Annotated in this window: 13 protein-coding genes; 8 read left to right on the top strand and 5 right to left on the bottom strand. The window is 69.9% G+C overall.

The features are described 5' to 3' along the window. The first annotated feature begins 190 nt into the window (after positions 1 to 190). The 4 genes from CU254_RS33085 to CU254_RS33070 all read left to right on the top strand — a co-directional run bounded on the left by CU254_RS33085 (position 191) and on the right by CU254_RS33070 (position 2,793). Positions 191 to 463, top strand: a complete 273-nt coding sequence (locus CU254_RS33085) for a WXG100 family type VII secretion target (RefSeq protein WP_009083209.1) — start codon at positions 191 to 193, stop codon at positions 461 to 463. Then, entirely contained in the window at positions 460 to 723 is a 264-nt protein-coding gene (locus tag CU254_RS33080; RefSeq protein ID WP_037715613.1) for a WXG100 family type VII secretion target, read from the top strand. The genes CU254_RS33085 and CU254_RS33080 overlap by 4 nt, the downstream gene beginning before the upstream one ends. Before the next feature lie 101 nt (positions 724 to 824). Beyond that, positions 825 to 1,460: a LuxR family transcriptional regulator gene (locus CU254_RS33075; RefSeq protein WP_037715612.1), complete on the top strand. Its 636-nt coding sequence runs from the start codon at positions 825 to 827 to the stop codon at positions 1,458 to 1,460. A 10-nt stretch (positions 1,461 to 1,470) separates the two neighbouring features. Then, the gene (locus CU254_RS33070) at positions 1,471 to 2,793 is read left to right on the top strand and encodes an amidase family protein (protein WP_037718369.1); all 1,323 of its coding nucleotides are present in this window, start codon (positions 1,471 to 1,473) and stop codon (positions 2,791 to 2,793) included. 109 nt (positions 2,794 to 2,902) lie between these two features. Here CU254_RS33070 and CU254_RS33065 read toward each other — a convergent pair whose 3' ends face one another. The 4 genes from CU254_RS33065 to CU254_RS33050 form a co-directional block, all read right to left on the bottom strand. Then, on the bottom strand, positions 2,903 to 4,048 hold the full coding sequence (locus CU254_RS33065; protein WP_037715609.1) for a cell division protein DivIVA: 1,146 nt from the start codon (positions 4,046 to 4,048) through the stop codon (positions 2,903 to 2,905). Between the two features lie 119 nt (positions 4,049 to 4,167). After that, complete coding sequence (locus CU254_RS33060; protein WP_037718367.1) at positions 4,168 to 6,159, bottom strand: SDR family oxidoreductase; 1,992 nt, start codon at positions 6,157 to 6,159, stop codon at positions 4,168 to 4,170. A gap of 217 nt (positions 6,160 to 6,376) precedes the next feature. Further along, on the bottom strand, positions 6,377 to 7,093 hold the full coding sequence (locus CU254_RS33055; RefSeq protein ID WP_037715607.1) for a class F sortase: 717 nt from the start codon (positions 7,091 to 7,093) through the stop codon (positions 6,377 to 6,379). An 18-nt stretch (positions 7,094 to 7,111) separates the two neighbouring features. After that, positions 7,112 to 8,599, bottom strand: coding sequence for a collagen binding domain-containing protein (locus CU254_RS33050; RefSeq protein ID WP_009083197.1), 1,488 nt, complete (start codon positions 8,597 to 8,599; stop codon positions 7,112 to 7,114). A 321-nt stretch (positions 8,600 to 8,920) separates the two neighbouring features. Between CU254_RS33050 and CU254_RS33045 the strand changes: the two genes are divergently transcribed. From CU254_RS33045 to CU254_RS33030, 4 genes are all read left to right on the top strand, one after another. Then, the gene (locus CU254_RS33045) at positions 8,921 to 9,781 is read left to right on the top strand and encodes a Bax inhibitor-1/YccA family protein (RefSeq protein ID WP_009083196.1); all 861 of its coding nucleotides are present in this window, start codon (positions 8,921 to 8,923) and stop codon (positions 9,779 to 9,781) included. A 148-nt stretch (positions 9,782 to 9,929) separates the two neighbouring features. Then, complete coding sequence (locus tag CU254_RS33040) at positions 9,930 to 10,547, top strand: hypothetical protein (RefSeq protein ID WP_100266954.1); 618 nt, start codon at positions 9,930 to 9,932, stop codon at positions 10,545 to 10,547. A gap of 151 nt (positions 10,548 to 10,698) precedes the next feature. Continuing rightward, positions 10,699 to 11,976, top strand: coding sequence for a YeeE/YedE family protein (locus CU254_RS33035; protein ID WP_009083194.1), 1,278 nt, complete (start codon positions 10,699 to 10,701; stop codon positions 11,974 to 11,976). Between the two features lie 181 nt (positions 11,977 to 12,157). Beyond that, positions 12,158 to 13,690, top strand: a complete 1,533-nt coding sequence (locus tag CU254_RS33030) for a DHA2 family efflux MFS transporter permease subunit (protein WP_037715602.1) — start codon at positions 12,158 to 12,160, stop codon at positions 13,688 to 13,690. 62 nt (positions 13,691 to 13,752) lie between these two features. Here CU254_RS33030 and CU254_RS33025 read toward each other — a convergent pair whose 3' ends face one another. Beyond that, a complete protein-coding gene (locus tag CU254_RS33025) occupies positions 13,753 to 14,973 on the bottom strand; it encodes an acetyl-CoA C-acetyltransferase (protein WP_009083192.1) in 1,221 nt (406 codons plus the stop codon). Between the last annotated feature and the right edge of the window lie 38 nt (positions 14,974 to 15,011).

Below are 15,011 nucleotides of genomic sequence, written 5' to 3'. Positions count from 1 at the left end.
CAGAAACCACGGGGAGGCCCGCCGGTGAACGCCGGGCAAACCGGCCGGGCGGTCCGGCAGGCACACCTGCCGTGACAAAGGGGCATCGGCCGCGTGCTCCGGTTTCCGGACCGGAATCCCTGCGGCAGCCTCGACGAGGAACCCGCGCGCTCGATTCGCGGCTTCGGCGCGGCGAGGGGGAGGAGGAGGCGTGGACCCGGTTCCGGCGGGGGCGAGGTTCGCGGCGGCGATCGACGCGGCGAACGCCTGTTTCGGCACGGTGAACAGCGAAATGGCGGCGCTGCAGGCATCGTGGCGCGGCGAGGCGGCGGTGCGGTTCGGCCAGGCGATGAACGATTGGGAGCAGCAGTTCGATCGCATTCTGGCAAGTCTGGCAGATCTCGTGGACGTCGCGCGCGCTGCGGCCGCGTCCAGCACCGTAAAGTGCTCAAATGAGCGCGTGCGGTGCGCCGATCACCCATGACCGGCGATCCAGGCTTCGAACAGGCCGCCGAGGTGCTGTCCCGGATCCGCCGCACGACCGGCGACCTCGGTGCGGTGCTCGCCGAACTGGAGTCCGAGGTGGAGCCAGAGGTGGCCGGCTGGCCCGTCGCCGCGCGAGCCCGGTACCGGGAGGCCAAACGCGAATGGGCCACCGCGCTCGACCGGATGCCCGAATGCCTCGACCGGGCCGCGCAAGCCTTCCGCGAGATCTCCGCCCCAGACCCGAAAAGAGACAGCTGAGCAGGGAAAACCCCGGTTTTCTTCACCGGCCTTCACGCGCGCGCCAGAAAACGTGAAGTCTCGCCCGACACACTGCGTCCAGGCAATGTGGAGGGGTAGTCATGAAGCTCGTCAAGGTCGCAGTGCTCGCGTCGGACCCGATCACCCGGGCCGGCGCCGCGAGCCTGCTGGGTTCGCGTCCGGAGCTGGTCCTGCTCGGCCAGGAGGCGGCGAGCCAGGCGGACGTGGTCCTCGTGATGGAGGAGCACGTGACCGACCGGGTGCTGTCGCAGGTGCGGGACCTCGGCAGGCAGTCCGAGCAGCTGACCGGACCGCATCTGGTGATCGTGGTCGACCATTTCCGCGAAAGCGACCTGATGACGGCGGTCGAATGCGGGGTCGTCGCGATCCTGCCGCGCCGCGAAACTGGTGGCAGCGAGCTGGTCTCGGCAGTGCTGGCCGCCGGAGACGGCACGGCGACGCTCCCGCCGCGGCTGCAGGGCGCGCTGCTCGCGCAGGTGCAGCGAATGCGCCGCGATGTGCTGGAACCGAACGGCCTCACGCTGTCCGGCCTGGCGTCGCGCGAATGCGACGTGCTGCGGCTGGTCGCCGAAGGTTATGGCACCGAGGAGATCGCGACGAAGCTCTGTTATTCGGAGCGGACGGTCAAGAACGTGCTGTACGGCCTGATGACCCGGTGCGGTCTGAACAACCGCGCGCACGCCGTGGCCTATGCCTTGCGGGCCGGTGCGATCTAATGTGCTGACCATGGCGCAGACGGCGGTAGAGATCGCTCGCGGAGTGCGGGCCGGAGAGCTGGACCCGGTCCAGGTGACCGAGGAAGCCCTCGCCCGGATCGCCGCGGCGGACGGCGTCGTCGGCGCCTTCCGCCGAGTGCGCTTCGCCGAGGCCCGAGCCGAAGCCGCCGAAGTCGCGGCGCGCCCGGACCTGGCTTCGCTGCCGCTGGCCGGCGTGCCCGTCGCGGTCAAAGATGTCACCGAGGTCGCCGGGGAATACCAGGGCTGGGGCTCGGAAGCCGGACCTCGCACGGTGGCGGACTCCGACGGCCTGATCGCCACCCGATTGCGCGCGGCGGGCGCGGTCATCGTCGGCCTGACCCGCGTGCCGGAGCTGTGCATCTTCCCGGCCAGCGACGACCCAGGCGGGATCGCCCGCAACCCGCGCGAGCCGTCCTTCACCGCAGGCGGCTCTTCGGGCGGCAGCGCCGCCGCGGTAGCCGCGGGTCTGGTCCCCATCGCCCACGGCACCGACGGCCTGGGCTCTATCCGGCTGCCTGCCGGAATGTGCGGAATCGTCGGCCTGAAACCGGGCCGGGACGTCGTCCGCGAAGAGGCCCCGGGTTGGTTCGGCCTCTCCACTCACGGCCCCCTGACCACGACGGTCGCCGACGCCGCCCTCCTGATGTCCGTCCTGGCCGACCGCCCGGAATGGGCCACGCTGGCGACTCCGGCTTCCTTGCGGGTCGCGACCTCCACCCAGGTCCCGTTCACCCGCGCCCCGCTGCCGCGCCCACTCCGCGCCGCCGTCGACCAAGCCGGGAACCTTCTCCGCAGCGCGGGCCACACCGTCGCTTCCGCGACCCCCGCCTACCCGATCCGCGCCCTAGGCGGCCTGCTCGCCCGCTGGTTCGCCGGTCCGGCCGAGCAGGCTGTGGGTTCTTTCGACCTGTCGCGCCTGCAACCCCGCACTCGCACGCACGTCCGCCTAGGCCGCCTGACGTCGCGCCTGGTCAACGACCGAGCCCGTGACGAATGGCAAGCGATCGCGGCGCAGTTCTTCGAGTCCCATGATGTGCTGGTGACCCCGACGCTGGCCACGCTGCCGCTGCAAGCCCGCCGCTGGCACCGAAAATCCTGGCTGGCCAACGCGATCCCGTCGACCAGGGTGGCCGGGTTCACCGGCCCGTGGAACCTGGCCGGATACCCCGCGCTGTCGATCCCGGTGACGCGGCATCCCGTGCATGACCTGGCGATGTGCGTGCAGTTGGTGGCCCGCCCCGGCGGAGAGCCGCTGCTGCTGGGATTGGCGGCGGAGTTGGAATCAGCCAACCCCTGGCCGCGGACGGTTTAGGGACGCACTGCCTGAATGCCGTGAAGGGCTCCTTGAGGGAATCAGATTCCCTCAAGGAGCCCTTCACGGACTTGATCTCCAGGCACCCCCGGCTCTGCGTGCCGGTGGGTTAGCTGCTCGGCTTGCCCGCCGTCTGCGGCTGGGACTTCGCGCCGTTCCCCGTAGAACCGTTCCCGTTCTTCGCGCCGTTCCCCGACGAGCTTTCCGACCCGCCGTTAGCCGACGAGCCATTCCCGGCCGGAGCCTTCGCGGCCGAACCGTTCCCAGTCTTAGGCGACGGCGACGGCGCGGCCTTCGTCTCGACCGGTGCGGGCGAGGGGTCCGGCTTGGCCGGGTCGTCGCCGCCGACGAGCTTTGAGGCCGCAGGAAGCACCGATTCCGACGGCAGGGCCGTCAGCAGACCTTCGCTCCGGCCGAGGACCTCGTCCGCCAGCGCCAGGTTCTTGCGGGCCTGTTCGCGGATCTCGGCGAGCCGCTCGACCTTGCGCGTCGCCGCGGTCGTGCGCTGGGCCGCCTGCGTGGTCGCCTCGTCCAGCCGGCGCTTGGCCTCCGCCGTCGCCTCCTCGACGCGGCGGGTGGCTTCCGCGGTGGCTTCCGCGATGCGGCGCTCGGCCTGGTTCTTGCTGGCCGTGCGCTGGTCGGCGATCATCTTTTCGTGCGCGGTGCGCTCGGCGGTGATCTTCGCGTCGAAATCGCGCTCGATCTTGCGGCGCTTGCGCTCGGCTTCGTTGTCGAGGAGTTCCCGGCGCTGCGCCGCCTCGACCGTCAGCCGCTGCACTTCGGCGCGGGTTTCCTTCAGCGCGGCCTCGTGCTCCGAGTGCAGCGCTTCGGCCTGCTTGTCCAGCTCCTCGACCAAGCGGCGGTACCGCTCGCGCAGCTTCGTGGACGCCTCGGTCGACGACGCCCAGTGCTTCTCGGCCGCCACCTCCGCGCGCTTGGTGATCTCCTCGGCCCGCGCCTGCGCCAGCATGACGGTGCGCTGCATCCGCTCGTCCAGGTCCTCGAGCCGCTCCGGCGGCTTCATCAGTTCCTCTACGCGGGCCTGCAGCTTCGCCGTCTCGCCGCGCGCCGCTTCGAGTTCCCGCGACAGCGTGGCGACCTGAGTCGCCGCCGCGTCGCGGTCGGTGATCAGCCGGTGCAGCTGGGCCTCGAGGTGGTCGAGGTACTGCCGCACCTCGGTGCGGTCGAAGCCGCGCCAGGCTTCGGTGTACTCGCGCCGCAGCGGGAGGAGGCCGTTGTCTCGCTCGGGAACCATGCCCACGACCGTACCCGCGCACCTGGCGTGCGTGCCGCCAGGAGTGGCGAATCACCGCCCCGGGTCGGTTCTTCGCGATGATCTCGCCTGAACGGCCTCACCCGCCGCGCGAACCGTCACTACCAGTGGAAGCCGCGCGACAGCCGGGCCAGCGCCATCGCCGCGCGGGACAGGTGTTTCTCGCCCCGCCCGATCTTCAGTTTTCCGCTGCCGCCCGCCGCCGCGGAATCCGGGAAGATCCGGAAACCCTGGTACGCGATCGCGTCGGTCAGCCCCGGCGCGAGCGTGTAGGTCAGCCCGATCGCCTGGCCCGCCGGGGTGCCGATGTGCTTCGGCCGCCGGACCAGCGCTTTCAGCACCATGTCCGCCGCCTGCTCCGGCGATTTCGTCGGGAACGCGTCGTAGATCTTCGTCGGCCGGATCATCGGCGTGCGCACGAGCGGCATGTGGATGGTGGTGAAGGTGATGCCGTCGCCGTGCGTTTCGGTCGCCGCGATCCGGGAGAAGTAGTCCAGCGCGGCCTTCGACGCGGCATAGGCGGAGAACCGCGGCGCGATTCCCTGCACGCCGATCGAGGACACGTTCACGATGTGCCCGAATTTCCGCTCCGACATGTGCGGGAGGACCGCCAGGATCAGCCGCACCGCGCCGAAGTAGTTGATCGCCATCGCGCGCTCGTAGTCGTGCATCCGGTCGTACGACAGCTTGATCGAGCGCCGGATCGACCTTCCGGCGTTGTTCACGAGCATGTCGATCCGGCCGTGCTCGGCGAGCATCGCGTCCACGGCCTTGCGCACCGAATCCTCGTCGGTGAGGTCCGCCGGGTACACCGACGCGGTGCCGCCCGCCGCGATGATCTCGTCGCGCACTTCTTCCAGTTCGTGCTGCCGCCGCGCGACCAGCAGCGGCACCCCGCCCGCCGCGGCGACCTTCAGCGCGGTGGCCCGTCCGATGCCCGACGACGCGCCGGTGATGATCACCCGGCGGCCGTCCAGTTCGCCGCGCGGACCGTGCTTGCGCGCGCGGAACGGGTCGAGGTGTTCGCGCCAGTAGCGCCACAGCGTCGGGGCGTACTCCTCGAGCTGCGGCACCTCCACACCGCTTCCGGCCAGTGCCTTCCGCGTTTCCGCGGACGCGAACACCGACGGGAAAGCCATCGTCTCCAGCAGCACCGGCGGAATGCCGAGCCGCTCCAGCACCGCGTCGCGGGCGATGGTGAACCCGGGGATGTGCTCGCTGAGCTTGACCAGCCCGACGATTCCCTTCGACACCTTGTCGCCGAGCTGCACGGTGATCGTCGGCGCCCCGGCGGCGCGGGCGAACGCGTTGTAGACCGACACCACCGGCTGCGGTTCCGGGTTCACGAGGTGGAATGCGCGGCCGTCGAGACCGGGCGTGGTGACCAGTTCGAGCAGGGCCTTCGCGACGTAGTCGACCGGAACCACGTTGGTGTCGCCCAGATCCGGGCCCGCGGACGGGAGGTCGGGCAGCCCGGCGAGCCTGCTGATCGCGGGGAAGAGGTAGTACGGGCCGTCGATCTTGTCCATCTCGCCGGTCTGCGAATCGCCGACCACGACCGCGGGCCGGTACACCCGCCACGGCACCTCGTGCTGTTCCCGGACGAGCTTCTCGGCCTCGAATTTGGTGCGGTGGTACGGCGTGATCAGCCGCTGGCCCACGTCGAACATGTCCTCGGTGAACAGTCCTTCGTGGTCGCCGGCGACGGCGACCGACGAGACGTGGTGCAGGCACCCGGCGTTCAGGTTCGCGGCGAGGTCGAGGACGTTCTGCGTGCCCTCCACATTGGCCCGGATGCTGGTTTCGTCGTCGGCGGTGAGGTCGTAGAGCGCGGCGAGGTGGATGACGTGGTCGACGCCGCGCAGCGCCTCCCGGTCCGCTTCGGACACCCCCATCAGCGGTTCGCCGAGGTCACCGGGCACGAGTGTCACGCGGTCCGGATGCGGCCATCCGTCGACGAGCGCGGCCAGCTTCTCCCGCGACGACGCGCGCACCACGAGCGCGACCCGTTCCACGTCCGGCCGGGTGAGCAGCTGCCGGGTGACCTGGCGTCCGATCAACCCGGTCGCGCCTGTCACCAAGAACGTCGCCATCTCCATCACCCTCCGCCGTGCCGCCGCCTGGACCCATGGGCATTCTGCTGCATGGACGCCGCGCTGACCACAACGCGGCAGGGTGAGGTTACTCGCAAGTAACTTAGTGTCGGAACGGGGTTCCCCAGGTGGCGGCGGATTTCCGCGAGCGCCGGGCCGTTCAGAAACCGCGCGAACGGACCCCTCGCGCGGCTTCAGCGGGGCATGAGGGGACCCTTCACTCCGGGTCCGCGATCACCACGCGGTTCTCCTCGTACCCGTCGCTCCCGCCGATCCAGCGCCCTCCGCAGGTCACCAGGACCACCCGGTGCGGCCCGGCCTGCCCGAAGAGATCGTCGGCGCGGCCCGGCAGGTCGTTCTTGTGCACAGTGACCAGCTGGGAAATCCGGTACCGGCTCGTTTTGCCCGCGCGGTCCACGATCGTCACCACGCCGCCGATGCGCTCGTTCCACAGTTCCGAGAACGGCCCGGTCGCCCCGCGCCAGTTCACGTGGCCCGCGAACACGCTCGCGCCGCTGACCGCTTCCAGATCCGCGCCCCACCACGCCGCCTGCCCGATGTCCGACGGCACCGGAAGCGTGTTGCCCGGCCCGAGGTCCTGGCGCACCATCGCCGCGGTCCCGCCGCCCGGCAGCCGGATCGTGCCCGGCGCCTGCGGTCCCGGTTCCGGAGCTTGCCGATGCTCCGCGGGCGCGGCGGGCGGCGGAGCGGCCGCCGAACTGCTGGGCGGCGGTGCCGCACTGCTCGACGACGGCGGTGCCGCGGGAGCCAGCTGCTGCGGGGAAGCGGCCGGAACGGCGGCGGTGGCCGGGGACGCGCTCCCGGCCACCACCGTCGTCGGCGGCGAACTGATCACGACGGTCGCGAGTTCCACTGCCAGCACGCTTGCCGCGCCGAGCACGAACCCGCCGACCAGCCGTCCTTTTCCGCTCATTGCCCTTGCTGCTTTCGATTACCGCCGGGCCGACCGCCGAGCGGCGAACCCGACCAGCGCCGAACCGACGAGCGCCAGCGCCGCGAGACCCGCGATGCCGCCGGTGGAGAAGCTCGTCTCGACAGTGCCCTTGGCCATCGTCACCGGCAGGTCGCCGGCGGGAATCGCGTGCGGCACTTCGTTCGGCGTGTTGGCCACTGTCAGCGCGAGGGTTCCGCCCGGCGTCAGCGAGCCGCACGCGGCGGGCGGGTTGTTCGGGTCGAACGCGTTGGTGTAGCCCGGCGGCGCGTTCACCTCGACCACGCAGACTTCCTGCGGGGCCAGCAGATTCTCGACGGTCGCCGTCCCGTTGTCCCCGCTGGTGGTGACCACGGCGGGCTGCCCGTCGGGCCCGGTGAGCGGCTTGCCGTCCTGACCGGTGGCGGCGGTCTTGCGGTCCTTGCCGGTGACCCGCAGCGTCGCGCCGCCGATGCCCTTGCCGGTCTTGGCATCGGTCTTGGTGACCTGCACCTTGCCCGGCTTCGCCACGGCGACGACGCCCTGCGCGGTCAGTTGCTGTTCCCCGCCGGTGCCGACGACGCTCTGGATCCCGTCCTTGGTGTTGACCGGGTTCTGCACCTTCGGCTTGTCCGCGGGCGCGGACAGCGAGGCGACGAGCTTCGGCTGGTCGCCAGTAGGCGTGACCTTCACCGTGACCGTGCCGCTCGCGTCGGTCTTCAACGTCGCGTCCTTCGCCGCGGCCTGGGGCGCGGAGTTGCCGGACGAAGAGTCCGAAGCCTTCTCGGCGTCGGCCTGCTTGTCCGCTTGGCCGACGGTCCCGTCGGTGGCGGTCAGCTTCACCGGAACGTCCGGGATGCCCTTGCCCTGGGAGTTCTTCACCGTGACCGTCCAGGTCGCGGGCTGGCCGAGGTGCTGATCGCCCTTCGGTGCGGTGACCGACGCGGTCCACGGGCCGCGGTTCGCCTCGGCCTCGGCCTTCATCTTGGCCACGTCGTTCTTGGCGGCCGCGCTGAGAGCGTCGAAGTACTTCTGCTCCGGATAGGCGGCCTTCTCCGGGGGCGTGCCGAAGTTCGTGTCGCCGGGCGTGTGCGTCTTGGCAGTCCACGAGTGCAGCAGGTGGGCCAGCGCGGCGGCCTCGTCGTTGTTGGAGGTGTTGCCGTAGCGCAACAGCAGGTACGAGATGTTGCCTGCGATGTCGGGCTCCAGCGGCTCGCCCCACTTCGTCAGCAGTTCGTCGCCCGGCTGGTAGGCCTCGTCGCTGCCCGGCGCCTTCAGATGGAACCGGACGCAGAAGACGTCTTTGCCGCCCACCTTGTACGAGCCGAGCCAGTCCTCGTAATTGGTGCCGCCCTCGTTGTGGACGATCGGCAGGCCAGCGCCCTTGACCGGGTCCGCGGCGGCCGAGGCGATCCCCGGCGTGGTTACGGAGAGTGCGCCGAGCAGTGCGGTCGCGACCAGCCCGGTGGCCGCGCGCCAGCGAGCGCGCGGGCGTGAGATCCACCCCATGGTGTGTTGGCTCCTTCGACGTGCCTGGCCGACGCCGAAACGACGTCTTCGCAGTTCACCTGATCGAACAACTCCCCGACACGCGTTCGGTCACTTCCCGGACACGCGATGTGAAGGTTCGCGGGTCACCATGGGAGTTGTCTAGAGACCATCGGGTGACCTGCGGTGAACGGTCGTGACCTTTATCGCCTACGGTGGCCGTAACGGGGGCCGCCCCACCCGTGCGGGTGATGAGTAAAATCGGCTTTACCCGAACGGGAACCAGCGAGCCGCCGCGGTCGTTGAACCCGATGCAAGGTGCCATAAAGTCCAGGAGGACAGGTGCGTTCCAGCAGCAACCCGGCGTTCCGCAATCTCCCGCGCGGCGCGGCCGCGACCGGGCAGTACGGGCCGAACGTCGGCTTCGACCAGCCCTACGGCCAGCCGCAGGGGCAAGGCGGCGTCCCGGGTTACGGCCCCGGCCAGACGGGCACCGCCTCCGCCGACCGTCCGATGACGGTCGACGACGTCGTGATCAAGACCGGCATGTCGCTCGGCGTCGCGCTCGTCGTCGGCGTGCTCACCGCGATCTGGGCGCAGTCCCAGCTCGTGCGCGACTCCCTCGGCAGGCTCGCGCCGAGCGGTCCGCTCCTCGGCGCGCTGATCGGCGGGCTCGTGGTGGGCCTCGTCGTGTCGCTCGTGATCATCTTCAAGCACAAGCCGAGCGGTCCGCTCACGCTCGTCTACTCCGGAGCCGAGGGCCTGTTCCTCGGTGCGCTCAGCGGGTTGTTCGAGGTGTTCCTGCCGGGCATCGCCCTGCAGGCGCTCATCGGCACCGCCGGCGTGTTCGTCGCGATGCTGGTCGTCTACAAGACCGGCGCGGTGAAGGTCACGCCGAAGCTGACCAAGTGGATCGTCGGCGCGGTCGCCGGCGCGGCCATCCTGATGCTGGTCAACCTGATCACCGCGGTGTTCTTCGGCTTCAACCCGCTGCGCGACGGCGGCCCGATCGCCATCGTCTTCAGCCTGGTGGTCATCGGCATCGCCGCGTTCAGCTTCCTGCTCGACTTCGACCAGGCCGACCAGATGATCCGCGCCGGCATGCCGTCGAAGTGGGCCTGGTACGCCGCGTTCGGCCTGATGACCACGCTGGTGTGGCTGTACCTCGAGATCCTGCGTTTGCTGTCTTACCTGCGCGACTAGCTTCTCGCGCAGGTTTCCCGGGAAGGGGCGCTCCGCGTTGCGCGGAGCGCCTTTTCTGTTTTTCTGTCCCGAACCTCTGCGAGCCCCGGCGGCCGTCGTGTTGGATGTGCCCGGTCGGAATCTTCTTTTCGGGTCTGCGAGGCACTACGTGAGCGTTCCGCCGCACGGGCACGGACCGCGGCCGGGCTACGGACAGCCCGGCCCGTCGCCGTACCAGCAGCACTACGGGCCGGGCGGGATGCCGCCCCAGCAGAGTCCGAAGCGCGGCTTCCCGACCCGGATCGTGGTGCTGGTCGCCGTCGCGGTGGTGGTCGTGGCGGCGGGGGTCGCGATCGGCTTCTTCGCGTTCGGCAACTCGACCAGCAACACCCACGCGAACGACTGCATGCACATCGAGAAGTCCGGCTCGACCACGTCGACGAGGACCGTCGACTGCGCGGACCCCGGCGCGAACGTCAAGGTCGCGGTCAGCCGCGCCAGCCGGAGCGGAACCTGCCCGCGCGGGGACTACTACCGCTACCTCACCGGCGGCAAGAACCGCCGTGTCCTCTGCCTCATTCCCAACGTGCAGCAAGGGGATTGCCTGGCCGGACTCCAGACGGCCACGACGACGTACCAGAAGGTCGCGTGCACGGATCCGCAGAAGAACGCGGAAATCGTCAAGCTGGTGCCCGGTGCGAAGGACCGTTCGGTGTGCGAGGGCAGCGGTTCGACCACCGCCCGCTGGTACTCCGATCCCGAGGAAGCCATCTGCATCAAGAGCTGACGGGGCGGTACAAAGAGGCCGTCCGGACGCCCGGTTTCGGCCGTTCGTCGCACTCCGTGAGACAGGCTGCGTCCAGGGCTCACGGGGACCTAACGTGGACCGCCGCCCGCCGCCGGGCGGGTCCCGTTAATCCCCGACACCCCCAGGAGACGTGGTGGCGACCACCGATTCCCCTGTCGACGAGCGAAAACTGCTCGATTTCCCGACCTCCTGCGAGGCTCCGGCACCGAAACCGGAAGAGCCGGTCAAGGTGGTCCCGCTGGCCGTCGCGGCGGTGCTCGCGGTCGGGCTGACCGCCTACGTCTGGGCCGCGCACGGCGCGAAATTCGGGGTCCTGCTCGTGCTGGGGCTGCTGCTCGGCCTCGCCCTTTTCCACTCCCGCTTCGGGTTCACGTCCGCCTGGCGGCAGCTGATCGCCGTCGGCAACGGCCAGGGCCTTCGCGCGCACACCCTCCTGCTCGGCACGGCCGCGACGCTCATCGCCCTGATCTGCGGCACCGGCGCGGGTCTGTTCGGCAGCAAACCGCTGCCGGTGGCGAACGTCGGGCCGATCGGGCTCGCGTTGTTCGTCGGGGCCACGCTGTTCGCGATCGGCATGCAACTCGGCGGCGCGTGCGCGTCCGGAACGCTCTTCGCGGTCGGGGCCGGGCAGTCGACGATCGTGCTGACCCTCGGCGGGTTCATCGCCGGTTCGGTCCTCTACACCTGGGGCTACCCGCTTTTCACCGGCTGGCCGCAGGTTTCCGGCTTCCTGCTGTCGGACCACGTCGGCTGGTTCGGTTCGTGGGCGATCACGATCGCGGTGCTCGCCGCGATCGTCCTCGCGACCCGCGTGGTGCAGAAGCGCCGCGTGCCGCCGCCGGTCGACACCGTGCCGACCGCGCGCGGATTCGCCCGGATCTTCCGCGGCTCCTGGCCGATCCTCGTCGGCGCGGTCGTGCTCGGCGTGCTGGCCGGCGCGGTGTACCTGGTTTCCGGCGGCATCTGGGGCGTCACGAGCGCGTTCAGCCTGTGGGGCGCGAAAATTCTCCAGGTGTTCGGCCTGCACCCGGAGCAGTGGGAGTTCTGGCGGCTGAAGGCGAACGCGGCGTCGCTGTCCAAGCCGATCTGGCAGGACAAGACCAGCCTCACCGACATCGGCATCATGATCGGCGCGTTCGTGGCCGCGGCGGCCGCGGGCGCGTGGAAGATCCACAGCTCGATCCCGTGGCGCACCGCCGTCGCCGCGGTTCTCGGCGGAATCCTCATGGGAATCGGCGCGCGGCTGGCGAACGGCTGCAACATCGGCGCGTACCTGGGCGGCATTTCCGTCGGCAGCCTGCACGGCTGGCTGTGGGGCGCGTTCGCGCTTTTCGGCACCTGGATCGGGCTGAAACTGCGGCCGTTGTTCGGTTTGGGCAACCCCGTGCGCACGGACAGTATCTGCTGAGCCGGTGGGGACTTTTCCCAGGTCAGCAGGGATGAGAAAAGTCCCCACGTTTTCCTCCGGAAGCGAAACGGACTACGTCCCCGCTTGCCGCTCGGCTAGTCTGGAGCGCGCGCAAGGGGGAACCGCGGTCGTATTGTCGCGTCGCGGGCTTGCGCATCACCACTCACAGATGGGGTTCCGCATGTCCGCACCCGCGAATCCGGCCGCGCCGGATGCCGGTGACAAACTCGACCGGGGAGTGCTGAAGGTCGCTTCCGTGGTGGTGCTCGGCGCCATCATGGCGATCCTCGACACCACCGTGGTCAACGTCGCGCTCCAGAAGCTCACCATCCAGTTCGCCACGTCGTTCGACACCATCCAGTGGGTCGCGACCGGCTACATGCTGGCGCTGGCGACGGTCATCCCGGTCACCGGATGGGCGTCCGACCGGTTCGGCACGAAACGGCTGTACCTGCTCGCGATCGGCACCTTCCTGGTCGGCTCGATGCTGGCCGGGCTCGCCTGGAACGTCGAATCGCTGATCGCGTTCCGCGTCGTGCAGGGCCTCGGCGGCGGCATGCTGATGCCTGCCGGGATGACGATCCTGACCCGCGCGGCCGGTCCGCAGCGGATCGGCCGGGTCATGGCGGTGCTGGGCGTGCCGATGCTGCTCGGCCCGATCTGCGGCCCGATCCTCGGCGGCTGGCTGGTCGATTCGGTGAGCTGGCGCTGGATCTTCTACATCAACGTCCCGATCGGACTGATCGCCTTCGTGCTCGCGCTGCGCCTGCTGCCGAAGGACGAGCCGGAACCGGGCAACCGGTTCGACTTCCTCGGCATGCTGATGGTGTCGCCGGGTCTGGCCGCGCTGATCTTCGGCGTTTCGCGGATTCCGTCGACCGGCACGGTCGCCTCGCTGGAAGTGTGGCTGCCCGCGCTGGCCGGGCTCGTGCTGCTGGTCGCGTTCGTGCTGCGGGCGCGGACCATGGAGCATCCGCTGATCGACCTGAAGCTGTTCCGCAACCGCTCGTTCTCGGTCGCGATGATCACGATGGCCGTGTTCTGCGTCGGGTTCTTCGGCGCGATGCTGTTGCTGCCCACGTATTTCGTGCTGGTGCGCGGGGAGACCGCGCTGAACGCCGGTCTGCTGCTGGCCCCGCAGGGCTTCGGCGCGATGCTGGCGATGCCGATCACCGGACGCCTCGCCGACAAGATCGCGCCGCGCCGGATCGTGGTGCCCGGCCTGGTCCTGATCGCGCTGGGCATGGTGGTCTTCACGCAGGTCAGCGCGACCACTCCGTACTGGCAGCTGCTGACCGCGCTGTTCGTGATGGGCATCGGCATGGGCTGCACGATGATGCCGATCACCTCGGCCGCGCTGCAGACGTTGCGGTCCAAGGACATGGCGAAGGCCTCGACCGCGACGAACATCCTGCAGCAGACCGCGGGCGCGATCGGCTCCGCGGTGATGTCGATCATCCTGGCGGCGCTGCTCGCCGGGAAGTTCGGAGTCCCGACGAGCCAGGGCCAGCTGGTCGCCACCGCGGCGACGATGAACCCGGCCACGCACGACGCCGCGGCCGGTCTGGCGGGCGAGTCGTTCGCGACGACGTTCCTGTGGGGCACGATCCTGCTCGCGGTGTGCCTGGTGCCCGCGCTCTTCCTGCCGAAGAAGCGCGTGGTGCCCACGGCGACGGAATCCGACGAGACCGCTCCGCCGGTGCTGATGCACTGACGCTTGACCGAAGAAAAGGGCCGCCCGCGCTAAGTCGCGGGCGGCCCTTTTCGTTGCCGGAACTAGGAAAGCCGCTCCAGCACCATCGCCATGCCCTGTCCGCCGCCGACGCACATCGTCTCGAGGCCGAACTGCTTGTCGTGGTGCTGCAGGGAGTTGATCAGCGTGGAAGTGATCCGCGCGCCGGTCATGCCGAACGGGTGGCCGACCGCGATCGCGCCGCCGTTGACGTTCAGCCGGTCCAGGTCGATGCCGAGGTCGCGGTACGACGGGATGACCTGCGCGGCGAACGCCTCGTTGATCTCGACCAGGTCGATGTCCGAAATGGACAGTCCAGCGCGGGACAGCGCCTGCTTCGACGCCTCGACCGGGCCGTAGCCCATGATCTCCGGCGACAGGCCGGTGACACCGGTGGACACGACGCGCGCCAGCGGGGTCAGGCCAAGTTCGCGCGCCTTCGTGTCGGACATGATCACGACCGCCGCCGCGCCGTCGTTGAGCGGGCAGCAGTTGCCGGCGGTGATCCGGCCGTCCGGGCGGAAGACCGGCTTCAGTCCGGAAACGCCTTCCAGCGTGACGCCCGCGCGCGGCCCGTCGTCCTTCGACACGACCGTGCCGTCCGGCAGCGTCACCGGCGTGATGTCCTTGGCCCAGAAGCCGTCCGCGATGGCCTTCTCGGCGAGGTTCTGCGACCGCACGCCGAACTCGTCCATCTCTTCGCGGGTGATGCCCTTGAGCCGCGCGAGGTTCTCCGCGGTCTGGCCCATCGCGATGTAGACGTCCGGGAGCTGGCCGTTCTCGCGCGGGTCCTGCCAGCTGTCCGCACCGGACTCGGCGGTGGCCTGGGTGCGCGCCTCGGCGTCGGCGAACAGCGGGTTGTGCGTGTCCGGCCAGGAGTCGGAGCTGCCCTTGGCGAACCGCGACACGGTCTCGACGCCCGCGGAAATGAAGACGTCGCCCTCGCCCGCCTTGATCGCGTGCAGCGCCATCCGGGTGGTCTGCAAGCTGGAGGAGCAGTACCGGGTGATCGTGCAGCCGGGCAGGTGGTCGTAGCCGAGTTCGACGGCCACCGCGCGGCCCATGTTGAAGCCGGACTCGCCGCCGGGCAGGCCGCAGCCGAGCATCAGGTCGTCGATGTCGGCCGGGTCCAGCTCGGGCACCTTGTCCAGTGCCGCGCGCACCATCTGCACGGCCAGGTCGTCGGGGCGCATCCCGACCAGCGAGCCCTTCCCGGCGCGGCCGATCGGGGAGCGGGCGGTGGAGACGATGACAGCTTCGGGCATGACAGACACATCCTCGGGTCGGCGGCACTAAGCGGTTG

The sequence above is a fragment of the Amycolatopsis sp. AA4 genome, from assembly GCF_002796545.1.
Classification (GTDB): Bacteria; Actinomycetota; Actinomycetes; order Mycobacteriales; family Pseudonocardiaceae; genus Amycolatopsis.
The sequence above is the reverse complement of the archived record's forward strand: the minus strand, read 5'-3'. Positions and strand labels throughout refer to the sequence as shown.